Origin of the sequence: Sphingobacterium sp. UBA1897, assembly GCF_002337775.1 — a bacterium.
GTDB lineage: Bacteria > Bacteroidota > Bacteroidia > Sphingobacteriales > Sphingobacteriaceae > Sphingobacterium > Sphingobacterium siyangense.
The window spans coordinates 57,777-78,338 of record NZ_DDGR01000007.1 but is presented as its reverse complement, the minus strand read 5'-3'; the positions used below and the strand labels follow the sequence as shown (position 1 = coordinate 78,338).

The following is a 20,562-nucleotide window of genomic DNA, read 5'->3' as shown; positions in this document are numbered from 1 at the left end:
AGTTTAAAATCATTTTAAAACTTCTGAATTGTTTGACTGGTAAGATCGCGGGATAAGAGTGAGCGCTAGAATAAACGAAGTTTAATCTTCTGCAGCGCCAGTATTCTTCTTTCTTTTACTAGGAGCATCCGGGGATAAAATAGCTAAAGCCAATGTCTTCAGGAGTTTGCGGGAATCAAGTTGAATAAGTATTTTCGTATAAATTCCAACTTGATATGAAATTCCTTTTAACCTTTATTTTTTGTTCCTGGTTTTCTTTTTCACTATTTTCTCAGGTTGGGAAAGTAGGCAGGCAGAAAGATCAATTTGAAGTAATTGATTCTGTTCTCGGCCAAGTTTTAAAAGATCATCATGTGGCGGGTTTTGCCGTTGCTATTGTGAAAGGTGATAAAATAATTTATAATAAGGGATTTGGTTATCGTGATTTCGCGAATAAAAAACCCGTCACACCCAATACGCTTTTTGCAATTGGTTCAAGCTCCAAAGCTTTTACTGCTTCATTGTTAGGTTTGTTGAGAGCAGATGGCAATCTAACATTTGAGGACCGAGCGGTATCTTTACTGCCAACGTTGCGGTTTTACAATGATGAGATGGATAATCAAATCGTTGTTAAAGACCTAATGGCGCATAGGACAGGCTTGTCCCGCTATGATTTATCTTGGTTTCTGTTCAATAGCAAAAATAGAGATAGTCTGATTTCGCGGGTCAGATTTATGAAACCCAGCTCAGGCCTGCGAATGAAATGGTTCTATAATAACTTCATGTACCTTGCTCAAGGAATGATTGTGGAGCGATTGAGTGGTAAGACATGGGAACAAAATATACAAGAAAAGTTTTTTACCCCCCTACAAATGACCCGTTCTAATACCGATCTTTTAGCATTTCAACGAGACAGCGATGCTTCTTTGCCCTATACACTTTCCAAAGATAACACGATAAAACTGATTGATTATTATAATATTAGTGGTATGGGGCCAGCAGGAAGCATAAATAGCAGTGCTAATGACATGTCCAATTGGCTCAAGGTTTGGCTCAACCGAGGTTATTTCAATGGGAAAGAAATAATTCCTGCAAATTATATAAATGAGGCTGCGAGCTCCCAAATGGTGATGGATGCAGCTTTACCAGACAAACATAAAGATGTCTTCCTTTCCAATTATGGTTTAGGCTGGATGATTGGCTCCTATAGAGGACATTATCAAGTAGAACATGGTGGAAATATTAACGGATTTTCTGCGAATGTAGCATTTTTTCCAACAGATACACTCGGAATTGTCGTATTAACCAATCAAAACGTATCTAAAGTTCCTACAGTGGTCAGAAATTCCATAGCGGATATACTTCTTGGTTTGAATCCAATCGACTGGAATGGTGAAAAAAAGGCTGAAATCGACTCAATGCGCCATATTAAAAAAGAAGAAGAAGAAAAGTTGCCCGTTACAGCGACGAAACCTTCCCATTCCTTAAAACAGTACACTGGTTCTTTTGAAAACCCTGCATATGGAATTATTGAGGTAAGGCTTAAGAATAACAAGTTATACAGTGAACTCGGTTATGAGAAGGTTGTTCTTATTCATCGACATTATGATGTTTTTGACCCACGGTCTGTCGATAAAAATGGGGTAGCGGATACTGAACCAAGTAATCTTCTCTTTAACTTCTTTAGCGATGTGGACGGTCAGATTCAAGGTATAGGAATTCTATTGGACGGAAGTGAAAAACCAGTTATGTTTGATCGTAAACCCAATTCTGCTGCTACATCGCGGTAACAGAACAATCGTATGGACCAATAAGATGAAAAGGAAGGTGCCGATGACACGCTTAAGCCAGTTGCCACAGAAAGGATGAGGTGTCAAACTGTAATTGAATATACGAAAGCAGAAGATTGGATGGATTTTAGAATTGGCAACTTTAATGAATCTTAAGTATTATAGATTTTGTTATTGTTAATTTATAGACGCATTATGAGATATTCATCTGCAAAATTAATTGATTATCATTGGCATTTTGAAATAAAATAGCTTTTTTAAAGCATATTAGTTGGAGAATATGAACATTCATTCTAGGTCACAGGATATGATCTCGTAAACCCAAGTGAAAAAACGATTTTATTATAAACCGAATGACTTCTTTACCAAAATTCTTATTAATTGGGATATTCTTCTTATGGAGCGGAGCCCTTTATGGGCAGGCTATGGAAAATATCGTGCAGGGTAAGGTCGTCAATCCTGATCACGTACCTGTTTTCCTGGCTACAATAAGCTTATATAGTATTGATAGCAAACTGATAGCTAGTTCAATGACAGATAGCACGGGCTGTTTTCGGATTGCGCATAGACTAACGGGCAACTATTATTTGTTGATTAAGCACCTTGGTTATAAAGAGCTGAGGAGCAGTTCGTTTAATCCGTCCAATGGCAACGTTGGGACACTGCATCTTCTCCGACAGGAGAATACACTGGAAGCGGCAGAAGTCGAAGGTAAAAAGAAGTTGTTTCTGTAGATGGAGGTACAGTCGTCTATCATGTAGAGAATAGCATAGGCTCACAGGATATATCAGCTTTCGATGCTTTGAAGAGATCCCCTGGTGTGCAGATAGAAAACGATACAGACATTACACTCAATGGGAAAAGTGGGGTACAGATCCTCCTGGACGGAAAACAAACTTTTCTTTCAGGAAAAGAACTTAGTGACCTATTGAAATCGATGTCATCCAATAACCTCAAATCCATCGAAATTATCAATAATCCAAGTGCCAGATATGATGCCACTGGAGCTGCAGGTATAATCAATATCAAAACCAAAAAAAATCAGACAAAAGGATTAAATGGAAACATTTCCACGGCCTTTGCCTATGGTGTCAGTCCCAAACAATTGGAAAACCTTGCATTTAACTATCGGGTTAATAGGATTAATGTCTATGGAACTTACAATCATACATTGGGGTATTACAATTTCCTCTATGGTACGGATCGCCAGCAAAATGGAAAGTCGTATGACAGCCATACGATCGACGTGGACAAACGTCAGAAAATGGCGGCTCAAGTCGGGATCGACTATTTTATTGACGAAAAGAATACGGTCGGTTTTTTTGCAAATGGCAATTTTATCTTTGGAGGAGGTCTCACCAATACCGCTACAGCCATTACAACACCGCCTTCCACCACGGTTGAGGAAACGCTGGATGCCATTAACGATGATTACGGCCAGAATACGAAACGCTACAATTTTAACCTGAACTACAAATACGAAGATACAATAGGGCATAGTCTAAATATTGATGCCGATTACGGTCTCTTCGGTAAATGGAACAAAAACCTGCGGTCAAATATTTACCGTGACAATCAGTATGTAGTTACTGACGAAAATCTTTACCGTACTCTTAATGATATCGATATTGATCTAAAAGGATTAAAAATGGACTATGCAACACGGTTGTGGGGTGGGAAGTTGGAAACAGGTGCCAAATACTCCGCAGTAGGCTCGAAAAATAATGCAAACTTTTACCATGTCAAACAATCGGAAGATAGCCTAGACAATAGACGTTCAAATGATTTTCACTTCGATGAGCATATCAGCAGTGCGTATGTTGACTACAAACGGTCCATTGGTGCCTGGTCTCTACAGGGCGGACTGCGACTAGAATATGCTAGCTCCAATGGTACCCTACTTTATCAGGGGTATGGGGCAGATCTCAACGAACATATCAATAGAAAGTTTACTAACTTTTTCCCCTTTTTTTCCATTGCCACACAATTGACTGCTAAACAGACACTGTCTTTGTCTTATGCCAAACGTATAGAAAGACCAGCATATCAGGATCTCAATCCTTTTGTATATATGCTTGACGAGCTTTCATTCTGGAAAGGGAACCCCTTCCTGGTACCTTCATTGACCCAAAGGTTTTCGTTACTTTATTCCGGGAAAAATTCGACAATAATAGGCATAAACTATGCCTATACAGACCAATTGAATGCAAAAGTAACAGATACACTGGAACAGGATAAAATCATGATGATCAGTAAAAATGTGGGGACACAGCAACATTGGTCCCTGTCCCTGACGCAGACTTATTCGCCTAGGCCCTGGTGGGACATGACTTTCAATGGCCTGTTGTATTATATCCATAATGACGTTTCCTTTGACCAGTACCAAAATCTCAACTTGAGGCAAACTGCGGGACGTGCCGGTCTCCTTCAGACCTTCAAACTCCCCTTTCAGATGAGGGCAGAAGTTTCGGTGGTCTACAATTCAAAACGACTCGGTGGGGCCAATACCATCAGTAGACCGGTTAGTCAAGCGGACATTGCGTTCCAAAAATCTGTATTAAAAGACAAAGCAACAATACGACTGGCTATCACCGACATCTATAAAGGTAACCAAGTTAAATACACGCAAAATTTACCAGGACTGCTTTCATCAAGCTATGGCTACTACGAATCAAGACAGGTACGTCTGAGTTTCAACTATAGGTTCAGCAGTGGAGCGACTAAGGATCAACGTAATCGCAAATCGGCTCTCGAAAGCGAAAGCGGCCGGATACAATAAGATATCGGCACCGTTTGTATATATTTATTTTTTAATATTGGCCCTGCAATACATTGATGAATCTTCTAAATTTGAAATCTATAAATTAATAAAGACACGACATGAAGTTTACTATTTTCTTTTTAACATTAACATTTCTTTGCTTTAACTGCGAAGCCCAAAAGCAAGCTGAAATCTTCAAGGTGATGTCATGGAATATATTGCACGGAGCAAATGATAGTGAGGATGGCAAAGCCCATGCGGTACAGATTATAAGAGAAATAAATCCAGACGTCATATTGATGGTGGAAACTTACGGTTCCGGCAAAGAAATAGCCGATTCCTTAGGTTATATATAAACTAAGTTCTTTTATTTTTCGAAAAAAAAGATTGACATGATCAAGAATTTCGCTAAGCTAAAGTCACCCAATTAGTTTTCAAGGATTAGAAGTCGACTGTAGGTAACCATGAGCCTATCGATATCGAGCTATGGCGGAGTTCTGACAATAAAGCGCTGTTCAAAACAAGTACAGGCTTTATTATTTATTGGCCAAACTGAATTCTTCTTCTGTTACGGGATTTAGCCAAGTAACCTGAACATTTTCTTTAAAATTAGTGATGGCAACATGTACCATTTTCGTAGTAGCAGTTGCGCCGTGCCAGTGTTCTATATTCTCAGGAATATTGACAACATCACCTTTTTTGATTGCTTGTGCCGGTTTCCCTTTCTCCTGATAGAGTCCATTTCCTTCGATTACCAGTAAAACCTGGCCTTTAGGATGTGTATGCCAGTTTGTTCTCGCACCAGGTGCAAAAGTTACGCTACCTGCCGAGAAATCATTGTTTTTATCCTTTGCTACCAAAGGGGTTAAAAATGCATTTCCAGTAAACCATTCCTTAGGCAATGGTTCCCCTTTGGGAAATATTTCTGCTGTGTTCATTGTATGATCTGTTTTAGTGTTGCAGGCGAATAAACTTATCGCCATAATTGGGATAACGAATAACCCGTTCATATAGTTTGCAATTTGGTCTTCATAAAGACCATCCGATATAAAGATGATCTGAATTCTTTATTATATGTTTTTAATGATTTTTGCCGGAATTCCACCGACAACTGTATTATCCGGTACGTCCTTGCTGACAACGGAGCCAGCTGCTACCACAGCATTTTCTCCGATTGTAACACCGGGCAGGATTGTTGCATTTGCCCCGATCCAGGCATTCTTTTTGATATGGATCGTAGCCACATTTAACGATTGTCTGTTTTCAGCCTCAATTGGATGGCCTTCTGTTAATAAACTCACTTTGGGAGCGATTAACACATCATCTTCTATAATTATACCACCTAAATCCAAAAAAACACAGTCAAAGTTGATGAAGACATTTTTTCCTATCGTTGTATTCTTGCCATAGTTGATATATAATGGTGTAAATACAGTTGTACTTTCATCTATAGCTGAACCGGTAATCTGACTTAATAGATTTCTTATCTCATTGGGATCAGCCGAATTATTCATAGGCACCAATAATGCTTTTGTAGCAAAAGAAGCTTGCTTCAAACGGTATTCTTGGGGATCATCGGAAGAAATATTTTTATTCTTTTTCAATCGTTCAAAAATATCTTTCTGATAAGTATTATCTGATGTTTTCATGGAATAGCTAGTTAAATTTTATATGTAATTTAATGAAATAAGTACGTTATTTTAAATTAGCGATAAAGAATGCTGTTAGTTTATCGAATGGAATTTTGTCGAATTGATCATATAAGTCAACATGAACTGCATTGGGGATAATCATTAGCTCCTTTGGTTCGGTAGCAGCTTTATAAGCGTCTTCACTGAAATATCTTGAATGAGCATTTTCACCTGCAATGATTAGCATGGGGCGAGGTGCAATTTCCTTGATATAAGAGAGAATCGGCATATTCATAAACGACAGGGGGGAAGTTCCCGTCCATGAAGCATTTGAATTGATAGAACGAGGATGAAATCCACGAGCTGTTTTATAATAATCAAAATATTCCCTGACAAACTGAGGCTCACTGCCAGTCAATTTTTCCGGTAAATTGTTTGTTGAAGATGCGTAAGATCCGCTTTCGGCATCTTTCCAGCGCTGCAGGCCTAATTGTTCCAATGTTTGTGTACGTTGCGCAGCAGTTATCACATCGTTATAGCCTTTTGACATGACGCGCGTCATATCGTACATACTGGTCGTTGCTACTGCTTTTATACGTTTGTCTACTGCCGTTGCATTTAATGCAAAGCCAGCAAATCCACAGATGCCAATGATTCCGATTTTGCTCCTGTCAATATTTTTCTGCAACCCTAGAAAGTCTACAGCTGCGCTGAAATCTTCGGTGTTGATATCTGGCGATGCTACGTTACGAGGTGAACCGCTGCTTTCACCAGTGTAGGAAGGGTCGAACGCCAAGGCAATAAATCCTCTTTCCGCCATTTGGTTGGCATACAATCCAGAAGATTGCTCTTTCACTGCACCAAAAGGGCCACTGATGGCAAGTGCAGATAACACTTTGTTGTCTGTGTTTTTAGGGATGTATAAATCGCCAGAAAGTGTGATGCCATAACGGTTTTTAAAACTTACTTTTTTGCGGGTTACCTTATCGCTTAATTGAAAAGTATAATGATCTGACGAACTATTCATCGGTTTTAAATTTTGGTTTGATTGTACATGCTGCGCGGAAGTCCTATCAGAAAACAGGAAAGACAAGACCAATAATGTTAATGCTATTTTCATATCTGTATTACATTAATTATTACAGATACAAAGGTAGATCAGTATAAAGGGGAGGTGTTAACGATTATCAAACTAAAACTTAAGAATTTCAAATCTCAGATTCCCGGAGCGATTTCGGGTTTGTTCCCGTCAGTTTTTTAAAGAAGTTATTGAAATAAGTAGGATATTCAAATCCCAGTGCGCTGGCTATTTCTGAAATATTCCAGTCTGTGTGCAACAGCAGGGCTTTAGCTTCTGTTAGGATTCTTTCTGAAATCAGCGTCGTTGTAGATTTGCCCGTAATTTCTTTTACAGCACGATTCAGATAGTTGACATGGATGTTGAGGTTTTGTGCATAATCTTGCGCTGTTCTCATTTTGAGCGGACTTGCAGGTGTTTCGATTGGAAATTGACGTTCTAATAGTTCCAAAAACACCGATGCGATACGTGCTGTACCATTCTTGGTAGGGGTATACACTTCTGACGGTTGAAGTTTAAGGGCTTCGTGAATGATCAAGTTGATGTAATTGCGTATGAGTTCGTCTTTAAACGTATAGTCACTTTCTTGCTCTTCGATCATCTTCTCGAAAAGTGTGTTAAGGAACAAGCGTTGATCCTCCGTGATTTTTAAGACCGGCGTACCTCCGATTTTAAAGAACGGCGATTGCTGCAAGCTTTCCGCGCGGTCGGCCTGTCTTAAAAAGTCTTCCGAAAACAAGCATGTATAACCTGCATAGGTCGTAGAAATGGTTTCCCAGGAATAGGGGATATGCGGGTTCCCAAAAAATAGTATCGTGCCTTCTTGTTCAAAGCTTTTATCTGCGTAATGAATCTTACTTTTACCAGTTGTAAGGCATATTTTAAAGAAATCTTTACGACTATAAACACGTGTAGCATTACTGTCATCCTCAATCTGAAATGCTTTAAAACCCTGCAATCTCAGTTCACTATTGAATTCAGAGACACTTCGGACTATTTTTGTTCCCATAGAACAAAGTTAAGAAATTCAAATATAACGTTGTATTTAGTGCAAAAACAACCTAAATAAACGGCTGTATTATCTCAGTGCTAAACTCGACCTTTTTTTATTTTTATCAAACCAATCACTTCAAGCATTTGTCTATTTATTGACGATCGATTCAATTTAGGAAGTTTAGTTTCGGTTGATTTAATTGTATGGTCAGGTTTAAGGCCTGGCCATTTTTAAGCTTAGGTTTAGGGATTGGGCTTTTAGAAAGTATACTCCGATCCATAAAGGATTCGTTTATAATTTAGTTAAGGGGCTAGTCGAAAGATTAGTCCTTTTTTTTTAAAATTAAGGAACGATTCTCACTGGATAACGTTCATTGAAGAGCTTCGGATGTTCTGATGTGAAGGAGAAAATAGGCTTTCTATTCACGCTCGCTTGACGAAAAAGTAAATTTGACGAATTCAGAATAAATGCTTATCATGGCCTCTATGATAGTTTATCATCTAAAAGATATACAATATAAAGCTGAAAGGGCAATCACCCCTTTTCATATTTTTGATCTGGACAGGGAAGCCCTCGCCGCTTATAGAGAACCTCATACAAAAGACCATTTTTGCCTTTTGTTTGTCAAAAAAGGTCGGCTCGATCTGCAGGTGGAAGACCGCCGTTATACCGTCAATGCACCTCATATATGTGTCATCTTTCCCGGTCAGCTCTCCGCCAAAGAGTTGCTAAGCGACGACTTTGAAGGCAAATTGATCCTGTTTGACGAAGTACTATTCTGTTCGGATATCCTGAAAAACGAATTGAGTATTTACAACTACAATATCTCCGTAAAGCTCAATCATATTGAATTGCCCGAGGCAGAAACCTCAGAAATAGAGATGTTGCTGGAGCAGGTCGAAAAATCATATCAGGATTTAACATCGATCAAGAAGGAGCAAGCGCGTTTCTACATCAAAATCATCTTACTCAAATTGGTGGAATTTGTCCATACTAAATGGGGAAACAGCCAGCTCAGCAATGAAAACGCAAAGATCTATGGTAAATTTCTGGAATTGTTGGAAAGGCATTATAAAACGGAGCGTACCGTGAGCTGGTATGCAGAAAAATTACAGCTGTCTCCAAAAAAGTTAAATGAAATTACCCGCAAGATTGCAGGACTGACCTCCATAGAAACCATTCATGCGCGGATTATGAATGAAATCAAACAACTGCTGCTGTTATCCAACTATTCGCATAAAGAGATTGCCTTTGAACTCGGATTCAATTCACCTGCGGCACTGAACAAGTTTGTGCGCGCCAAACTGGATGAAACGCCAACCAATCTGCAGCAGCAATTGGCGCAAATGTATAAGACTTAAGTCTATTATGTGATTTGATATGGTTTTATCCTGCTGTTGTATTGGATCAAATGTATATCATATCGTAAGTAAAGTATAACATTTGGCTTCTTGGGCATAGTAACTTTGCATCAGAAATTTAATGTAAAATATATGAGCAAGTTATTTGTTGCCAGCGAAGTATTCCACGGGACTGGTACATTGTCGGAATTGAAAAATCTAACTGGAAAAAAAGCCATCATCGTAACTGGTGGTCAATCCATGAAAAAAAGCGGAACTTTGGACCGTGCCATAAGTTATTTGACCGAAGCAGGATTGGAAACTGCTGTTTTTGACGGTGTCGAAGAAGATCCATCATCAGCGACAAGCCTTCGAGGTGCTGCAGTGATGACTGATTTTCAGCCTGATTGGGTCATCGGTCTAGGAGGTTGCTCGGCAATTGATGCGGCAAAGATGATGTGGGTGTTTTATGAATATCCCGATGCAAATTTTGAAGCGATGACCCAACCTTTTAACGTTCCAACATTGCGTCAAAAGGCTAAATTCATTGCCATTCCATCAACAAGCGGTACAGGTACGGAAACCACAGGATTGGCTGTGATCACTGATCGGGAAAAAGGAGTGAAGTATCCAATCGTATCGTATGAATTGACGCCGGATATCGCTATTGTCGATGGAGAGATTTGTGCCACGATGCCTGCACATATTACCTCCAATACTGGTTTAGATGCTCTTACACACTGTGTGGAAGCCTATGTGTCCAACATCGAAAATAACTATGCCGATGCCTTGGCTAAAGGGGGACTGGAAATTGTTTTCGAAAATCTGGAAGAGGCGGTCAATAACCCGACAAACATTAAAGCACGCCAAAATATGCACGATGCATCTTTTATGGGCGGACTGGCTTTCAACAATGCCTGGTTGGGTATTGTCCACTCTCTCTCGCATCAGGCAGGTGCACTCTACGGCGTCCCTCACGGAGCTTCCAATGCGATATTCTTGCCTAATGTGATCCGTTTTAATCAGACAGCTACAACAAGATATCCTGATTTGGCTAAACTTGTCGGTAGAGATTCGGCCGAAGGATTGGCACAGGAAATTGAAAAACTAAGAGCTGCGGTCAACAATATTGGCTCCCTTAAGGCATTTGGCATTTCCAAGGAAGACTGGGAAAAAAATCTGGATTATATGGCCCAAAATGCTTTGCAAGATCCATGTACTGGCTTTAACCCGCGTAAGCCTAGCCTACAGGACCTAAAAGACCTTTATAGCGCTTGCTACGAAGGTGTGATTTACGAGAATTAATCGAACAGACCACAGAAAGCGGTTGTAGCGAAAGTGCGCAATCGCTTTCTTCTGAATAAAAAGCACTGCTCCAGCTGAAACCGCAACCAATATCTTATAAACGAAACTAAGTTTCAATCGTTTAAAATAAAAGATGCTGTATCGATAAAGATGCTATCGATTGAGGATGATCGCCATTTTGTCTTCTTCGGGCATGGACATGACCAGTACTTGGGGAATAAAGCAATACGCTATTCCATCAATCTTCGAGATATCCATATCGACATAGTTAATCATGGAATCAATTTTAACCCCGTATTTTATAAGAGAAGAATAAAGTTCATTGGTCACCTTTGTTGCTTGCTCAATGCCGCCCATGCATTCAATTATACGGGGCGATGTTTGACTTAGAATACCTTCGATATCTCCGGAAATAGACGCTTTTGTCATGGTTGAAAGTGCTTCCCTAAACTGCGGATCTTTTTGAGCAGAGCTTATATGGTGAAAAATAGTAAATAATGTAATTAACAAAAATGTTCTTTTTCGCTGAATGTTTTTAAACTTGTTGAACCAATTGTTGCTTTGCATAATGGAAAGAGGCTATTTCGTTTTAAATTCCGTAGGTCTCATATTGGTGAGCAGATAAAAGTTATTGCTAAAAGCCGCTATATTTGAATAGCCAATCTCGTAGGCAATCTCAGTCATATTGAAATCTGTATCGTTGATTAATTCCATTGCCTTAATAATTCGTAGCATTTTTAAGTACTGAACAAATGTAATGTGCAATTTATGCTGGAATAATCTGGTGAGACTGCGAACACTCATTCCTGATTGCTGAGCAATCATCGCTAAACTTAGATTTTCATTTAACCGATTTCTAAAACTGTCGATTATGGTATTGAGCCTTTGATCGTCTGTTGTAGGAAGTTGTATGGAGAATTTTTTGAGATTTTCTTTTGATAATACGCCTTTCAGCGTATTTAAAAATTCATACTCCCACGAACCTTTGTAATAATCACCTTGCCACTTCTCACTAAATGAGAGCATTTCTGCCAGGAGCTTACTCACTGGATAAATGCCCAATTCCTCATAAAAATTACCAGCACTTTCTTCCGGAAAATAGATATTGATAATAAACAGGTCCTGCGTATTGAACATCAGGTTGTGCCGATAATTTTTTGGTATCCAAATATAATGATTTGAGGGAATATAGAAGTCCTTTTCGTCAGTCTGCAAGTAAGCAATCCCGCCATAAACTAATAACAACTGAGCTTTATTGTGCTGGTGAGCAGGCAAACGCTGCTCCGTTTGCTGTCGCATCACGAGGATTGAATCAGGGTTTTGATCAACAATATGTATTATTTGACTAAGAATTTCCATGTGGCCAAATTTAATAAATATTAGGCTAATTATATGAAACCATACTTCGCCATGCTGGATAATTTTGCCGTGTAAATAATAGTAAAGTCATTATGAAATATAAAATTATAACATCTCACAAAGATTTTAAACTTGAAACACAAGCTCAAAAATCTGATAATAAATCACATCATTCAGATGAAGAAATTGACAGTGCATATATCTTCTGGTTTGCTTATGGGTATAACTATGCTTTTATGCCAATGGTAGATTTAACTTTTGCCTTTGATGAATTGAAAAAGATCGTAAAACCATGGCTAGTAAAAGGAAAGAAATATATAAAGAAAACCGATGAAACAATATAGAACAGTCCCTATTTTGGGCATATTGTTAGCCCTATTTGTACAATCACTCTATGCCCAGCATATAGAAAATGCGCGGGTATTAAGTTTGGAAGAAATTTGGAAAGTAGCCGAAACAAATAACCGTCAACTGAAACTATCCGACCTACATCTCCAGCAGAGCAATTTAGAAATATTGGAAGCGAAAGACCGTTTGTTGCCGGAACTTTCGGTTGGTGGAGATGCAAAACTCAATTCCAAATTCCTGATCTATGACAATGGATTATTTTCTTCTCCACAGGATGTGCCTGTAAAAGGTTATGGTTATGGCGTGGGTTACAACCTGAACGTCAATCTTTACAATGGTGGTAAAGACAAAAGAAACATTGTCATGAAAAAGGAAGAAGCGGTACGCATACAATATGAAGTTGATCTGCAAAAGCACAGTGTAAAATATAATGTTGCAGCGGCTTACTTTGATCTATACAAGTTTCTGCATTTCCATGATTTTCTTGATGCAGAAATCGGCGCAGAAAAAAAACAACTGGCACTCGTAGAAAGCCTGCATAAAAACGGCACTGTGCTAAAGAGCGATGTATTGAGAACCTCCGTAAAATTAGCTCAACTGGAGCTCAGCCTTTCTGATGTTACGAAGAAGATTGAAATCGCTAAACAACAGGTCAATATCCTGATGGGGCGTGAAAATGATGCTGAGCTGGCAATAAAATACCAAGATACAATCGAGTTAAGCGCTATCACTGAAGGTGACTATGAGGATTATGTAGACATCGCTTTTAACAAATCGCCGGCATACAAGATCGCCTATAGCACTGTCAAATTGAGCGAAATGAACATCAAGCAGGTAAAAGCGATGCTGTTACCTAAAGTCTCCTTGTATTCAACTTACAATTACACCTATCCGCAGATTTCATTCTATCCGTATTCTAATGATTTATGGGGATTTGGTCAGACAGGGGTTAAAGTCCAGTTTTCTATCGATAATCTATACAAAAGCAAGCATTCCATCGCTCATGCCCAAGTGGTCAGTAATGAGGCAAGAGAAAAAGCGAACATTAAAAAAGATGAAATCTATCTTCAGGTAAAAGAAGCTTATTTGCAGCGGCAACAGGCTTTGGAGAGTATGGAAACAGCGGAGCAAAATATCATTAAAACCGCCGAAACTGTTCGTGTTATCAGAAGTAGCTACATAAACCAGGAATCACTTCTTACCGATCTTCTAGAAGCCGAAAATGCTTTACTGGAAGCTAAGTTTAATCTGACAACGGCACAAACAAACGTCAAACTTACGCATATCAGGCTATTGGCAATTATCGGAATTCTTTAATACAAATATCATGAACAAAAATAAAACAGATAAAATTGTTGTAAGCTTAACCAAATGGTTTGGTATCACATTATTCGTAGGAATCATTATTTGGGCAGTAGCTTATTTTTTTGAGGGATATCGCTATGAACAGACCAACGACGCTCAGATTGATGCCTATCTTTCCCCGATAAACGCAAAAGTAGGGGGCTATATCCGTAAAATATATTATAAGGACAATCAGCAGATTAAAAAGGGCGATACACTTGTGGTGATTGAATTGGATGAGTACGGGCTGAAAAGAGATGCTGCGTCCGCAGAACTCATGAGCTCACAGGCAAAATTACCGATCTTGGCGGCAAGCGAAGGAACGCAGGTTAAAAGTATTGCAGTCATCAAAGCCCAATTGGGAGGTGCTAGAGCGCGATTGAATCAGCAGCAAAAAGAATTTGACCGGTATAAAAATCTACTGGCGGACGAATCGACCACACAACAAAAATTCGACAACATCAGTGCTACTTTATCCATCACCCAATCAGATTATGACCAGACAAAAGCTTCTTTACAGGTCGCCGAATCTAAACTAAACGATTTCAGGGTACAGCGCAATGCCATAGAGGCAGAGATAAAGATAAAAGAAGCACTTCTCGAAAGACAAGAATTGGACATTAGATATACCGTTATCACAGCACCTTTTGATGGACAAATTGGGAAGAAGACCATTCAGGCAGGACAACTGATACAGCCCGGACAGACTTTGGCATTCTTGGTGAACAGAGCCGAGGAAAAGTGGGTAATGGCAAATTTTAAGGAAACACAGATTGGGAAATTCAAAATCGGTCAAGCGGTATCTGTTGAAGTCGATGCTTTTCCAAATGAAAAATTCACAGGTACAATCGAATCCCTTTCGCCAACCACAGGCTCCCGTTATTCGTTGCTTCCGCCAGATAATGCTACCGGTAATTTTGTTAAAATCATCCAACGTATTCCTGTTCGGATTAAACTGACCGATATGTCCGAAAAATTAACTAAGCTTTCTGCCGGAATGAATGCGAATGTTTACGTTTTAAAAAACTAACGATGCAAGCACATAAAATACCAATTTTTAAATCCTGGGTATCAGAATGGATGGCAAGGTCCGTCATATTTGCTATTCTCATGAGCAGTCTGTTTAGTTTTGCCTTTTACGGAAGTCCGGTTGCTGCGATGGGCTTTTACGGAATACAAGCTACCGATGTACAATATGGTATGGTCGTTATTTATGGTTCTACCGTAGCCTTTCTGGCTCTGGATTTTAGAATCGTAAAATATTTCGCACCAAGGGAATATCTACTGCTGGCACTTGCGGTAAATGCACTATGTGCTGTGGTCTGTTTTTATTTCAGAGATTGGGCATTATTTGTTTTCTGTCAGTTTTTGCAGGGTATTACCTGTGCATTGATGTCGGGAATTGTGTTACAGCTTATTTTTCCACGGTTACAGTCTGTACGTGCCCGTGTGATTGCTTATAGTCTCCTTTATGGCAGTATACAAATCGCTGTACCATTTTACTCCATCTATATCAGTGTCGTCATTCATTTCTTTGATTTCAACTGGATATTCTACGGATTTATTATTGTAGTCATTATGCTGACAGGTGTTGTTTTACTTACCATGAACAGTAAGGCCCGGTTTACTAGAAAAATACCTCTGTATCAGGTGGACTGGATAGGCTATTTATTTTATGTGTCTTTTATCTTGATAGTTGGATACATCCTTGTGTACGGACGACAATTGGGATGGTTTGATAGTTCATTAATCAGTACACTTTGTTTAGTTATTTTAATTATTCTTTCTCTTTTTATTAGCAGAGAATTGAAACTTAAGCGACCATTAATCAATTTACAGATCTTTAGAACAAAGAATTTCGTTATTGGGCTTTTGCTTCTTTTTACCTTTTATATCTTTAAAGGAAGTACTGGGCTTGCCTATGGTTATCTTGAAGCGATTTTAGGAAACCATCCACTGAGTACCATTCCGATATGGATTGCCGTAATTGTTGGAACTGTTTTGAGTATGTTTATCATTTCCCGATTTGTCTTGATGGGCTATAACCTGATCCGGATGATTATTGTTGGTTTTGGGTTGATGGCAGTATATTATGCCTATATGATACTATTTGTTTCTGTACAGGGCGAAACAGCCGATTTCCTTCTGCCCATGTTTATTTATGGTGTGGCAACAGGTGTATTGTTTGTTCCGATTGTTTCATTTGCGGCATCGTCGGCGCCTTCCAAAATCGCCGTCCATGCCTCTCTGATTGGTATATTTTCAAGGTTCATAGGCTTTACAGCTAGTCTGGCACTTAATAATGAGCTTCAATTATTTGCAAAATCATCCGTAAGGGAAAAGGTGCGGGAATCGCTCACCGAAACCAGCCCTCAATTGCCTGTTACCTTACTGCATATTCAAAACCAGTACATAAATGCAGGCAGTGATATGTATACGTCAAAAACAGTATCTTCCGGCTATTTTAATCAAATGATCGGTCAGCAAATATTGGCTCGCGCTATCAGGGACTATTATGATCTGATGTTGACAGGTTTGATTTTTGTCATCATTATTCTGCTGCTTTTGCCTCAAATTCAACATGTTGTTTTGAGATTAAGAAAAGGAAATGTTCCTTATTAAGGTATTGTTATTTCAGAAATTATCAAAGCAAAGTATTATGTAATTCCAAGGCCGGGATCGAACACTTGGCGCATGAGCCTATAGGCTACAAGATTACGCAACCGATTTCGTTTGAAGGAAATTTTCTGATCCCAAATTTTATAAATAATTTGTCGTAATGACGCCTTTTTTAGCAGTCAAATGTGTTAATGCAATTATTCTTAATTTTGTATGCCGGATTTGGTATAGGCTCCAAATTTTTTAAGATCAGCAATAGAGGACAAAATAAGATGATATGACGGATGTGCTTGAAAAATATCTATTCTCGATAGAGATGTTGTCTGCTGACGAAATAAATTTTTCTGTTCAGTTCTTCAAATCACTTGGTTTGAAGAAGGGTGATTTTTTTATTCATATGGACGAACCCTGTCGTCATATTGGATTCATATCCTGTGGTGCGGTAAAAGCATATGCTATTGACAAGGAAGGTAAAGAAAATATAACCTGCTTTAAATTTGAAAATGAATTTGTAACCTCATTCCCTGAGTTTGTCGCTCAGGAAAAATCCAGAAGGAGCATCAGGGCTGTGGAAGATAGTATAATCCATAGGATAAGCTATACTGATTATCAATACCTGCTTGGTCAAGTGAATTCTTGGCACAAGGTTATACAAGCTGTGATGGAACGGGAATATAGCCAAAAGGAACAATATCTCCTGAATTACAATAATAAGTCAGCTCTGGATAAATATCACTATGTTCTTTCGAATGAACCCAAGCTTGTTCAGCGCATAGCGACACAGGACCTGGCATCCTATTTGGGCATTACACAGAGATCTCTTACACGGGCGAAGGGACAAATACACAGCCCCAAAGTATTATAGGACAAATGTCCTTATGTATTTCTGTTCAGTGATATAGATTTGCACAAAAAAGCTATGTTACATCAAATTGCCCAAGAAGTGTTCCATGTTCCATTGATGCCACGAAACAGTATCAACTGCTATATTGTAGAGGGTGTATTGGTTGATTGTGGGATACGAAGTTCATACAATGTGCTGAAGGATGCCCTTCAGAAAATACCTGTCCACCAACATGTACTTACGCATGCGCATGCAGACCATCAGGGTTGTAGTGATCAGCTCTGTGATGAGTTTGGAATACCTTTACTTTGCCATGGAAATGAAGTGGCTAGGACAGAAACAGGTATGGTAACCAATGACTACCCAAATCCCAAACATTGGATCGCAAAACTTCAACAAAAATACTGGGCAGGACAGGGTCACAAAGTCGACAGTACACTCGTTGAAAATGATAGCATCGGAAACTTTCGGGTCATAGAAACTCCAGGTCATTCAAGCGGTCATATTTCTTTATTTCGTGAGCGAGATGGTGTATTGATAATCGGGGATGCCGCTACAAATATGAACCTGCTCACAACAGTGACTGGCCTAGGGCTCCCTCCAAAAATATTCACGTCGGATCAACAGCACAATATTAGATCGCTTCAGAAGTTGGCAGGACTGAATCCCTCCATCATATGTTTCGGTCATGGCCCGGTGATGCGAAATACGGACCGAAAGTTTGAGCAATTTGTAGCGGAATGCGTATCGTTGTTCAATTCGCGAACCACGGCCCCTGTATGAAAGTAAAAAACAAAATAAGAAGTTCCTTATTTCTTGAGATGCTCTAGTGAATTTTTCAAATTCAGAACTTTTATGAAAACTGGAAACATCTCATTGCCTTAGAAGTTTTAAGTAAGTTAATATTATTCCGCTGTGCTCGGCTTCGTGAAAGTTAGCCGCTTGAAGCGCCTGGATGTGATTATTGATGGAGAAGCCAATTGGTAAGCTGAATGGTTGGTATTCAACAAATATACCCGATGCTAAATCTTTACTAAGTTGGTTTACTGTATAAAGCAATAGATGTTTTATTTCATCAAGGTCTGGCGTATTTTTCCAAGTACGCGGTGCAGTTCCAATTTTGAACGTTTCCATAAAATCCTGTGATATATGCATTGGAAGTCCACTACGCATATACATATGTCGCTGTTGGGAAGTGATACAGTGACCAATTTGCCAAACGATATTATTGTTAAAGCTTTCTGGAATCTTAAATAATATGTTATTATCAACTGTTTCTATTAATTGTAATAACCTGGTTCTGCTAGCTTTTAAAATTTCAAATTCAAATAATTCATTCATCATAGTATTGGTTAATATTTTAAATTAATTTAATAAAATCATTGTGAATTTCGTCTGATATGCATATATTAACGAGTAAATATTCAAAGTCCTGTTAATAAATGTTCTAAACCAAAATCTTATAATTGTGATTCATCTCAAACTAAATATACACTGTAAGATTTTGGTATTTATTTTTTTTCTTTCTAGCTGTACACCTGTAAATAGACCAATAGCTAAATTAAATAAGTTTACTCAAGGGGGAATGAATCAATTGACAAATGATTCATTAGGACTAAAGATTGATTTCTATGGGAACGCAAACCTCGGATCTAAGTATATAGATTTAAAAGATGTCAGGTCTGTTTTTCGAAAGAGAAAAATAAAGTTTCCATCAAAGAATATTGTTTTGTGGGGTACATATGATGTGACAAGAAACCCGATGTATTTTGTGGGTAGTTTGGAAACTTTTTTAAATGTCTCAAAGTTCACTGCAGATACTTCTATGTATCATTGTATTTATTATCGAAGTATTCAGAAAAATAGAGATAATATAATAAGTAGTGTAGCGATCCCATATAAAAAAGATTCATTTCTTTTGATTAGCGAGGTTAGGACGGAAATCACCGATATGCAAGAAAGTGCTAAGGATGTTTTAAACAGCATAAAAACTTCATACAATTTTTTGGCTTACGGAGCAAAATTTGTCGAGCAAAAACCAGATGAAGAACCCGATTATTTTAGTATAGCTGAATCAGCTTTTAAAGATAGGGGATATGTTAACTATGTATATCCAAGAGATACCTTAGAAAAGCTTGTTCTGGAAAACGAAAACAGCCAATTTGCGAACGAATTATTTAAATCATATAGTTCGTTTCTTGGTGAAAGTGTTCAATATGATAGCGCGACTAAACAAGAACAACAAGCAGTCGAAAAAACGGCTGTTACAATCGACGAGATAGTCGAAAAAATTAAGGCACATCGAGTGCTTATGTTTAATGAGAATCATTTACAACCACGCTGCCGTTTGTTAATCAATCTTTTGCTACCAAAACTTTCCAAAGAAGGTTTTAATGTCCTGGCTTTAGAAAGTCTATCCGAAGATGAAGACCGGATTAATAGATTGGGATTCCCAAATGTTGAGAGTGGATTTTACACTAGGGACCCTAATATGGCGAATCTCATTAGAACGGCAAGAATTTATGGCTTAAAAGTGATTGGATATGAAGATTTTGGCAATGCAAGTCAAAGAGATCTTCAACAAGCTAAGAATCTTATTCAAAAAAGTGAAATCGCTACAAAAAATCAAGTTAAAGTTATTGTATTAGCCGGAGGAGGACATATTGAAGAGGGGGATACCGGAGAAAATAAAAGTATGGCTCAGTATTTTAAGAAACTGACTAAAATTGATCCCTATACGATTAATCAAGTTAAATTTTTAGCTATGCAAGAAATTAACGATTCAATATACGTTATGGATAACAAGGTGTTGAATGGTAATGACTTGTATTTATCAAATAATCTGAATAGCGATAAAATAGTGATTGGATCCAATGATTTAAATCGAAGATATCTTCTATTAAGTACTGATTCGACCAAATCAGGCAAATCTGCCATTTACATCTATCATGAAAAGGAATATCAATTGGATAAAACAGCGATCCCAGTTTACTTGTCACTTTCTCAAGAGGATTCATTACAGATAGAGCTTCCAAAGGGAATATATAGATATCTCAAGAGAGATTACTATGGGGCTATAATTCATCAAGAAATTATTGAAGTGGAATGATAAACTGATATGAGTTTTGGTCAGAAGAACTGGAAGCCGCAACTTATCGGTGTATTTTGGG

20 protein-coding genes are annotated in these 20,562 nt (G+C 38.4%); 13 read left to right on the top strand and 7 right to left on the bottom strand.

Annotation, left to right across the window (positions count from 1 at the left end):
- Nucleotides 1–215: 215 nt before the first annotated feature.
- The 4 genes from B4N43_RS05705 to B4N43_RS05690 all read left to right on the top strand — a co-directional run bounded on the left by B4N43_RS05705 (nt 216) and on the right by B4N43_RS05690 (nt 4,886).
- Nucleotides 216–1,769, top strand: coding sequence for a serine hydrolase (locus tag B4N43_RS05705; RefSeq protein WP_286733408.1), 1,554 nt, complete (start codon nt 216–218; stop codon nt 1,767–1,769).
- Between the two features lie 353 nt (nt 1,770–2,122).
- Nucleotides 2,123–2,503 (top strand): carboxypeptidase-like regulatory domain-containing protein, encoded by a 381-nt coding sequence (locus B4N43_RS05700; protein ID WP_075992134.1) that lies wholly within the window; start codon nt 2,123–2,125, stop codon nt 2,501–2,503.
- Nucleotides 2,504–2,538: 35 nt separating this feature from the next.
- Nucleotides 2,539–4,548 carry an outer membrane beta-barrel family protein gene (locus B4N43_RS05695; RefSeq protein ID WP_349677174.1) on the top strand — a complete coding sequence of 670 codons (2,010 nt, stop codon included), beginning with the start codon at nt 2,539–2,541 and terminating at the stop codon, nt 4,546–4,548.
- Nucleotides 4,549–4,649: 101 nt separating this feature from the next.
- Nucleotides 4,650–4,886 (top strand): endonuclease/exonuclease/phosphatase family protein, encoded by a 237-nt coding sequence (locus B4N43_RS05690; protein WP_075992136.1) that lies wholly within the window; start codon nt 4,650–4,652, stop codon nt 4,884–4,886.
- Nucleotides 4,887–5,066: 180 nt separating this feature from the next.
- Here the strand turns inward: B4N43_RS05690 and B4N43_RS05685 are convergent, their stop codons facing one another.
- From B4N43_RS05685 to B4N43_RS05670, 4 genes are all read right to left on the bottom strand, one after another.
- Nucleotides 5,067–5,468, bottom strand: coding sequence for a (R)-mandelonitrile lyase (locus B4N43_RS05685; RefSeq protein WP_083663811.1), 402 nt, complete (start codon nt 5,466–5,468; stop codon nt 5,067–5,069).
- 132 nt (nt 5,469–5,600) lie between these two features.
- Nucleotides 5,601–6,179, bottom strand: a complete 579-nt coding sequence (locus tag B4N43_RS05680; RefSeq protein ID WP_075992137.1) for a sugar O-acetyltransferase — start codon at nt 6,177–6,179, stop codon at nt 5,601–5,603.
- A 46-nt stretch (nt 6,180–6,225) separates the two neighbouring features.
- Complete coding sequence (locus tag B4N43_RS05675; RefSeq protein ID WP_088161187.1) at nt 6,226–7,281, bottom strand: alpha/beta hydrolase; 1,056 nt, start codon at nt 7,279–7,281, stop codon at nt 6,226–6,228.
- An 88-nt stretch (nt 7,282–7,369) separates the two neighbouring features.
- On the bottom strand, nt 7,370–8,248 hold the full coding sequence (locus B4N43_RS05670; RefSeq protein ID WP_088161188.1) for a helix-turn-helix domain-containing protein: 879 nt from the start codon (nt 8,246–8,248) through the stop codon (nt 7,370–7,372).
- A 461-nt stretch (nt 8,249–8,709) separates the two neighbouring features.
- Between B4N43_RS05670 and B4N43_RS05665 the strand changes: the two genes are divergently transcribed.
- Together B4N43_RS05665 and B4N43_RS05660 are read left to right on the top strand one after the other, a co-directional pair.
- Nucleotides 8,710–9,594 carry an AraC family transcriptional regulator gene (locus B4N43_RS05665; RefSeq protein WP_157698424.1) on the top strand — a complete coding sequence of 295 codons (885 nt, stop codon included), beginning with the start codon at nt 8,710–8,712 and terminating at the stop codon, nt 9,592–9,594.
- A gap of 132 nt (nt 9,595–9,726) precedes the next feature.
- A complete protein-coding gene (locus tag B4N43_RS05660; protein ID WP_088161190.1) occupies nt 9,727–10,878 on the top strand; it encodes an iron-containing alcohol dehydrogenase in 1,152 nt (383 codons plus the stop codon).
- Between the two features lie 153 nt (nt 10,879–11,031).
- Here the strand turns inward: B4N43_RS05660 and B4N43_RS05655 are convergent, their stop codons facing one another.
- Together B4N43_RS05655 and B4N43_RS05650 are read right to left on the bottom strand one after the other, a co-directional pair.
- Nucleotides 11,032–11,445 (bottom strand): hypothetical protein, encoded by a 414-nt coding sequence (locus tag B4N43_RS05655; RefSeq protein WP_088161191.1) that lies wholly within the window; start codon nt 11,443–11,445, stop codon nt 11,032–11,034.
- A gap of 12 nt (nt 11,446–11,457) precedes the next feature.
- Entirely contained in the window at nt 11,458–12,237 is a 780-nt protein-coding gene (locus B4N43_RS05650) for an AraC family transcriptional regulator (protein ID WP_075992143.1), read from the bottom strand.
- Nucleotides 12,238–12,329: 92 nt separating this feature from the next.
- On the opposite strand from B4N43_RS05650, the gene B4N43_RS05645 reads away from it, so the two are divergent.
- The 6 genes from B4N43_RS05645 (at nt 12,330) to B4N43_RS05620 (ending at nt 18,175) form a co-directional block, all read left to right on the top strand.
- The gene (locus B4N43_RS05645) at nt 12,330–12,581 is read left to right on the top strand and encodes a hypothetical protein (RefSeq protein ID WP_075992144.1); all 252 of its coding nucleotides are present in this window, start codon (nt 12,330–12,332) and stop codon (nt 12,579–12,581) included.
- Nucleotides 12,568–13,902, top strand: coding sequence for a TolC family protein (locus B4N43_RS05640; RefSeq protein WP_088161192.1), 1,335 nt, complete (start codon nt 12,568–12,570; stop codon nt 13,900–13,902). The genes B4N43_RS05645 and B4N43_RS05640 overlap by 14 nt, the downstream gene beginning before the upstream one ends.
- Nucleotides 13,903–13,912: 10 nt before the next feature.
- Nucleotides 13,913–14,959: an HlyD family secretion protein gene (locus B4N43_RS05635; RefSeq protein ID WP_075992146.1), complete on the top strand. Its 1,047-nt coding sequence runs from the start codon at nt 13,913–13,915 to the stop codon at nt 14,957–14,959.
- 2 nt (nt 14,960–14,961) lie between these two features.
- The gene (locus tag B4N43_RS05630) at nt 14,962–16,551 is read left to right on the top strand and encodes an MFS transporter (protein ID WP_286733399.1); all 1,590 of its coding nucleotides are present in this window, start codon (nt 14,962–14,964) and stop codon (nt 16,549–16,551) included.
- 274 nt (nt 16,552–16,825) lie between these two features.
- Entirely contained in the window at nt 16,826–17,413 is a 588-nt protein-coding gene (locus tag B4N43_RS05625; protein WP_248933529.1) for a Crp/Fnr family transcriptional regulator, read from the top strand.
- 54 nt (nt 17,414–17,467) lie between these two features.
- Nucleotides 17,468–18,175: an MBL fold metallo-hydrolase gene (locus B4N43_RS05620; RefSeq protein WP_088161195.1), complete on the top strand. Its 708-nt coding sequence runs from the start codon at nt 17,468–17,470 to the stop codon at nt 18,173–18,175.
- A 90-nt stretch (nt 18,176–18,265) separates the two neighbouring features.
- On the opposite strand, the gene B4N43_RS05615 is transcribed toward B4N43_RS05620, so the two are convergent.
- Nucleotides 18,266–18,736: a DinB family protein gene (locus B4N43_RS05615; protein ID WP_088161196.1), complete on the bottom strand. Its 471-nt coding sequence runs from the start codon at nt 18,734–18,736 to the stop codon at nt 18,266–18,268.
- 124 nt (nt 18,737–18,860) lie between these two features.
- On the opposite strand from B4N43_RS05615, the gene B4N43_RS05610 reads away from it, so the two are divergent.
- Complete coding sequence (locus B4N43_RS05610) at nt 18,861–20,501, top strand: hypothetical protein (RefSeq protein ID WP_157698425.1); 1,641 nt, start codon at nt 18,861–18,863, stop codon at nt 20,499–20,501.
- Nucleotides 20,502–20,562: the final 61 nt, after the last annotated feature.

What these genes read in the sequence shown, in the direction of transcription:
- B4N43_RS05705 (WP_286733408.1), top strand. Translation starts at nt 216, where the DNA reads ATGAAATTCCTTTTAACCTTTATTTTTTGTTCCTGGTTTTCTTTTTCA.
- B4N43_RS05700 (WP_075992134.1), top strand. Translation starts at nt 2,123, where the DNA reads ATGACTTCTTTACCAAAATTCTTATTAATTGGGATATTCTTCTTATGG.
- B4N43_RS05690 (WP_075992136.1), top strand. Translation starts at nt 4,650, where the DNA reads ATGAAGTTTACTATTTTCTTTTTAACATTAACATTTCTTTGCTTTAAC.
- B4N43_RS05685 (WP_083663811.1), bottom strand. Translation starts at nt 5,468, where the DNA reads ATGAACACAGCAGAAATATTTCCCAAAGGGGAACCATTGCCTAAGGAA.
- B4N43_RS05680 (WP_075992137.1), bottom strand. Translation starts at nt 6,179, where the DNA reads ATGAAAACATCAGATAATACTTATCAGAAAGATATTTTTGAACGATTG.
- B4N43_RS05675 (WP_088161187.1), bottom strand. Translation starts at nt 7,281, where the DNA reads ATGAAAATAGCATTAACATTATTGGTCTTGTCTTTCCTGTTTTCTGAT.
- B4N43_RS05670 (WP_088161188.1), bottom strand. Translation starts at nt 8,248, where the DNA reads ATGGGAACAAAAATAGTCCGAAGTGTCTCTGAATTCAATAGTGAACTG.
- B4N43_RS05665 (WP_157698424.1), top strand. Translation starts at nt 8,710, where the DNA reads ATGGCCTCTATGATAGTTTATCATCTAAAAGATATACAATATAAAGCT.
- B4N43_RS05660 (WP_088161190.1), top strand. Translation starts at nt 9,727, where the DNA reads ATGAGCAAGTTATTTGTTGCCAGCGAAGTATTCCACGGGACTGGTACA.
- B4N43_RS05655 (WP_088161191.1), bottom strand. Translation starts at nt 11,445, where the DNA reads ATGCAAAGCAACAATTGGTTCAACAAGTTTAAAAACATTCAGCGAAAA.
- B4N43_RS05650 (WP_075992143.1), bottom strand. Translation starts at nt 12,237, where the DNA reads ATGGAAATTCTTAGTCAAATAATACATATTGTTGATCAAAACCCTGAT.
- B4N43_RS05645 (WP_075992144.1), top strand. Translation starts at nt 12,330, where the DNA reads ATGAAATATAAAATTATAACATCTCACAAAGATTTTAAACTTGAAACA.
- B4N43_RS05640 (WP_088161192.1), top strand. Translation starts at nt 12,568, where the DNA reads ATGAAACAATATAGAACAGTCCCTATTTTGGGCATATTGTTAGCCCTA.
- B4N43_RS05635 (WP_075992146.1), top strand. Translation starts at nt 13,913, where the DNA reads ATGAACAAAAATAAAACAGATAAAATTGTTGTAAGCTTAACCAAATGG.
- B4N43_RS05630 (WP_286733399.1), top strand. Translation starts at nt 14,962, where the DNA reads ATGCAAGCACATAAAATACCAATTTTTAAATCCTGGGTATCAGAATGG.
- B4N43_RS05625 (WP_248933529.1), top strand. Translation starts at nt 16,826, where the DNA reads ATGACGGATGTGCTTGAAAAATATCTATTCTCGATAGAGATGTTGTCT.
- B4N43_RS05620 (WP_088161195.1), top strand. Translation starts at nt 17,468, where the DNA reads ATGTTACATCAAATTGCCCAAGAAGTGTTCCATGTTCCATTGATGCCA.
- B4N43_RS05615 (WP_088161196.1), bottom strand. Translation starts at nt 18,736, where the DNA reads ATGATGAATGAATTATTTGAATTTGAAATTTTAAAAGCTAGCAGAACC.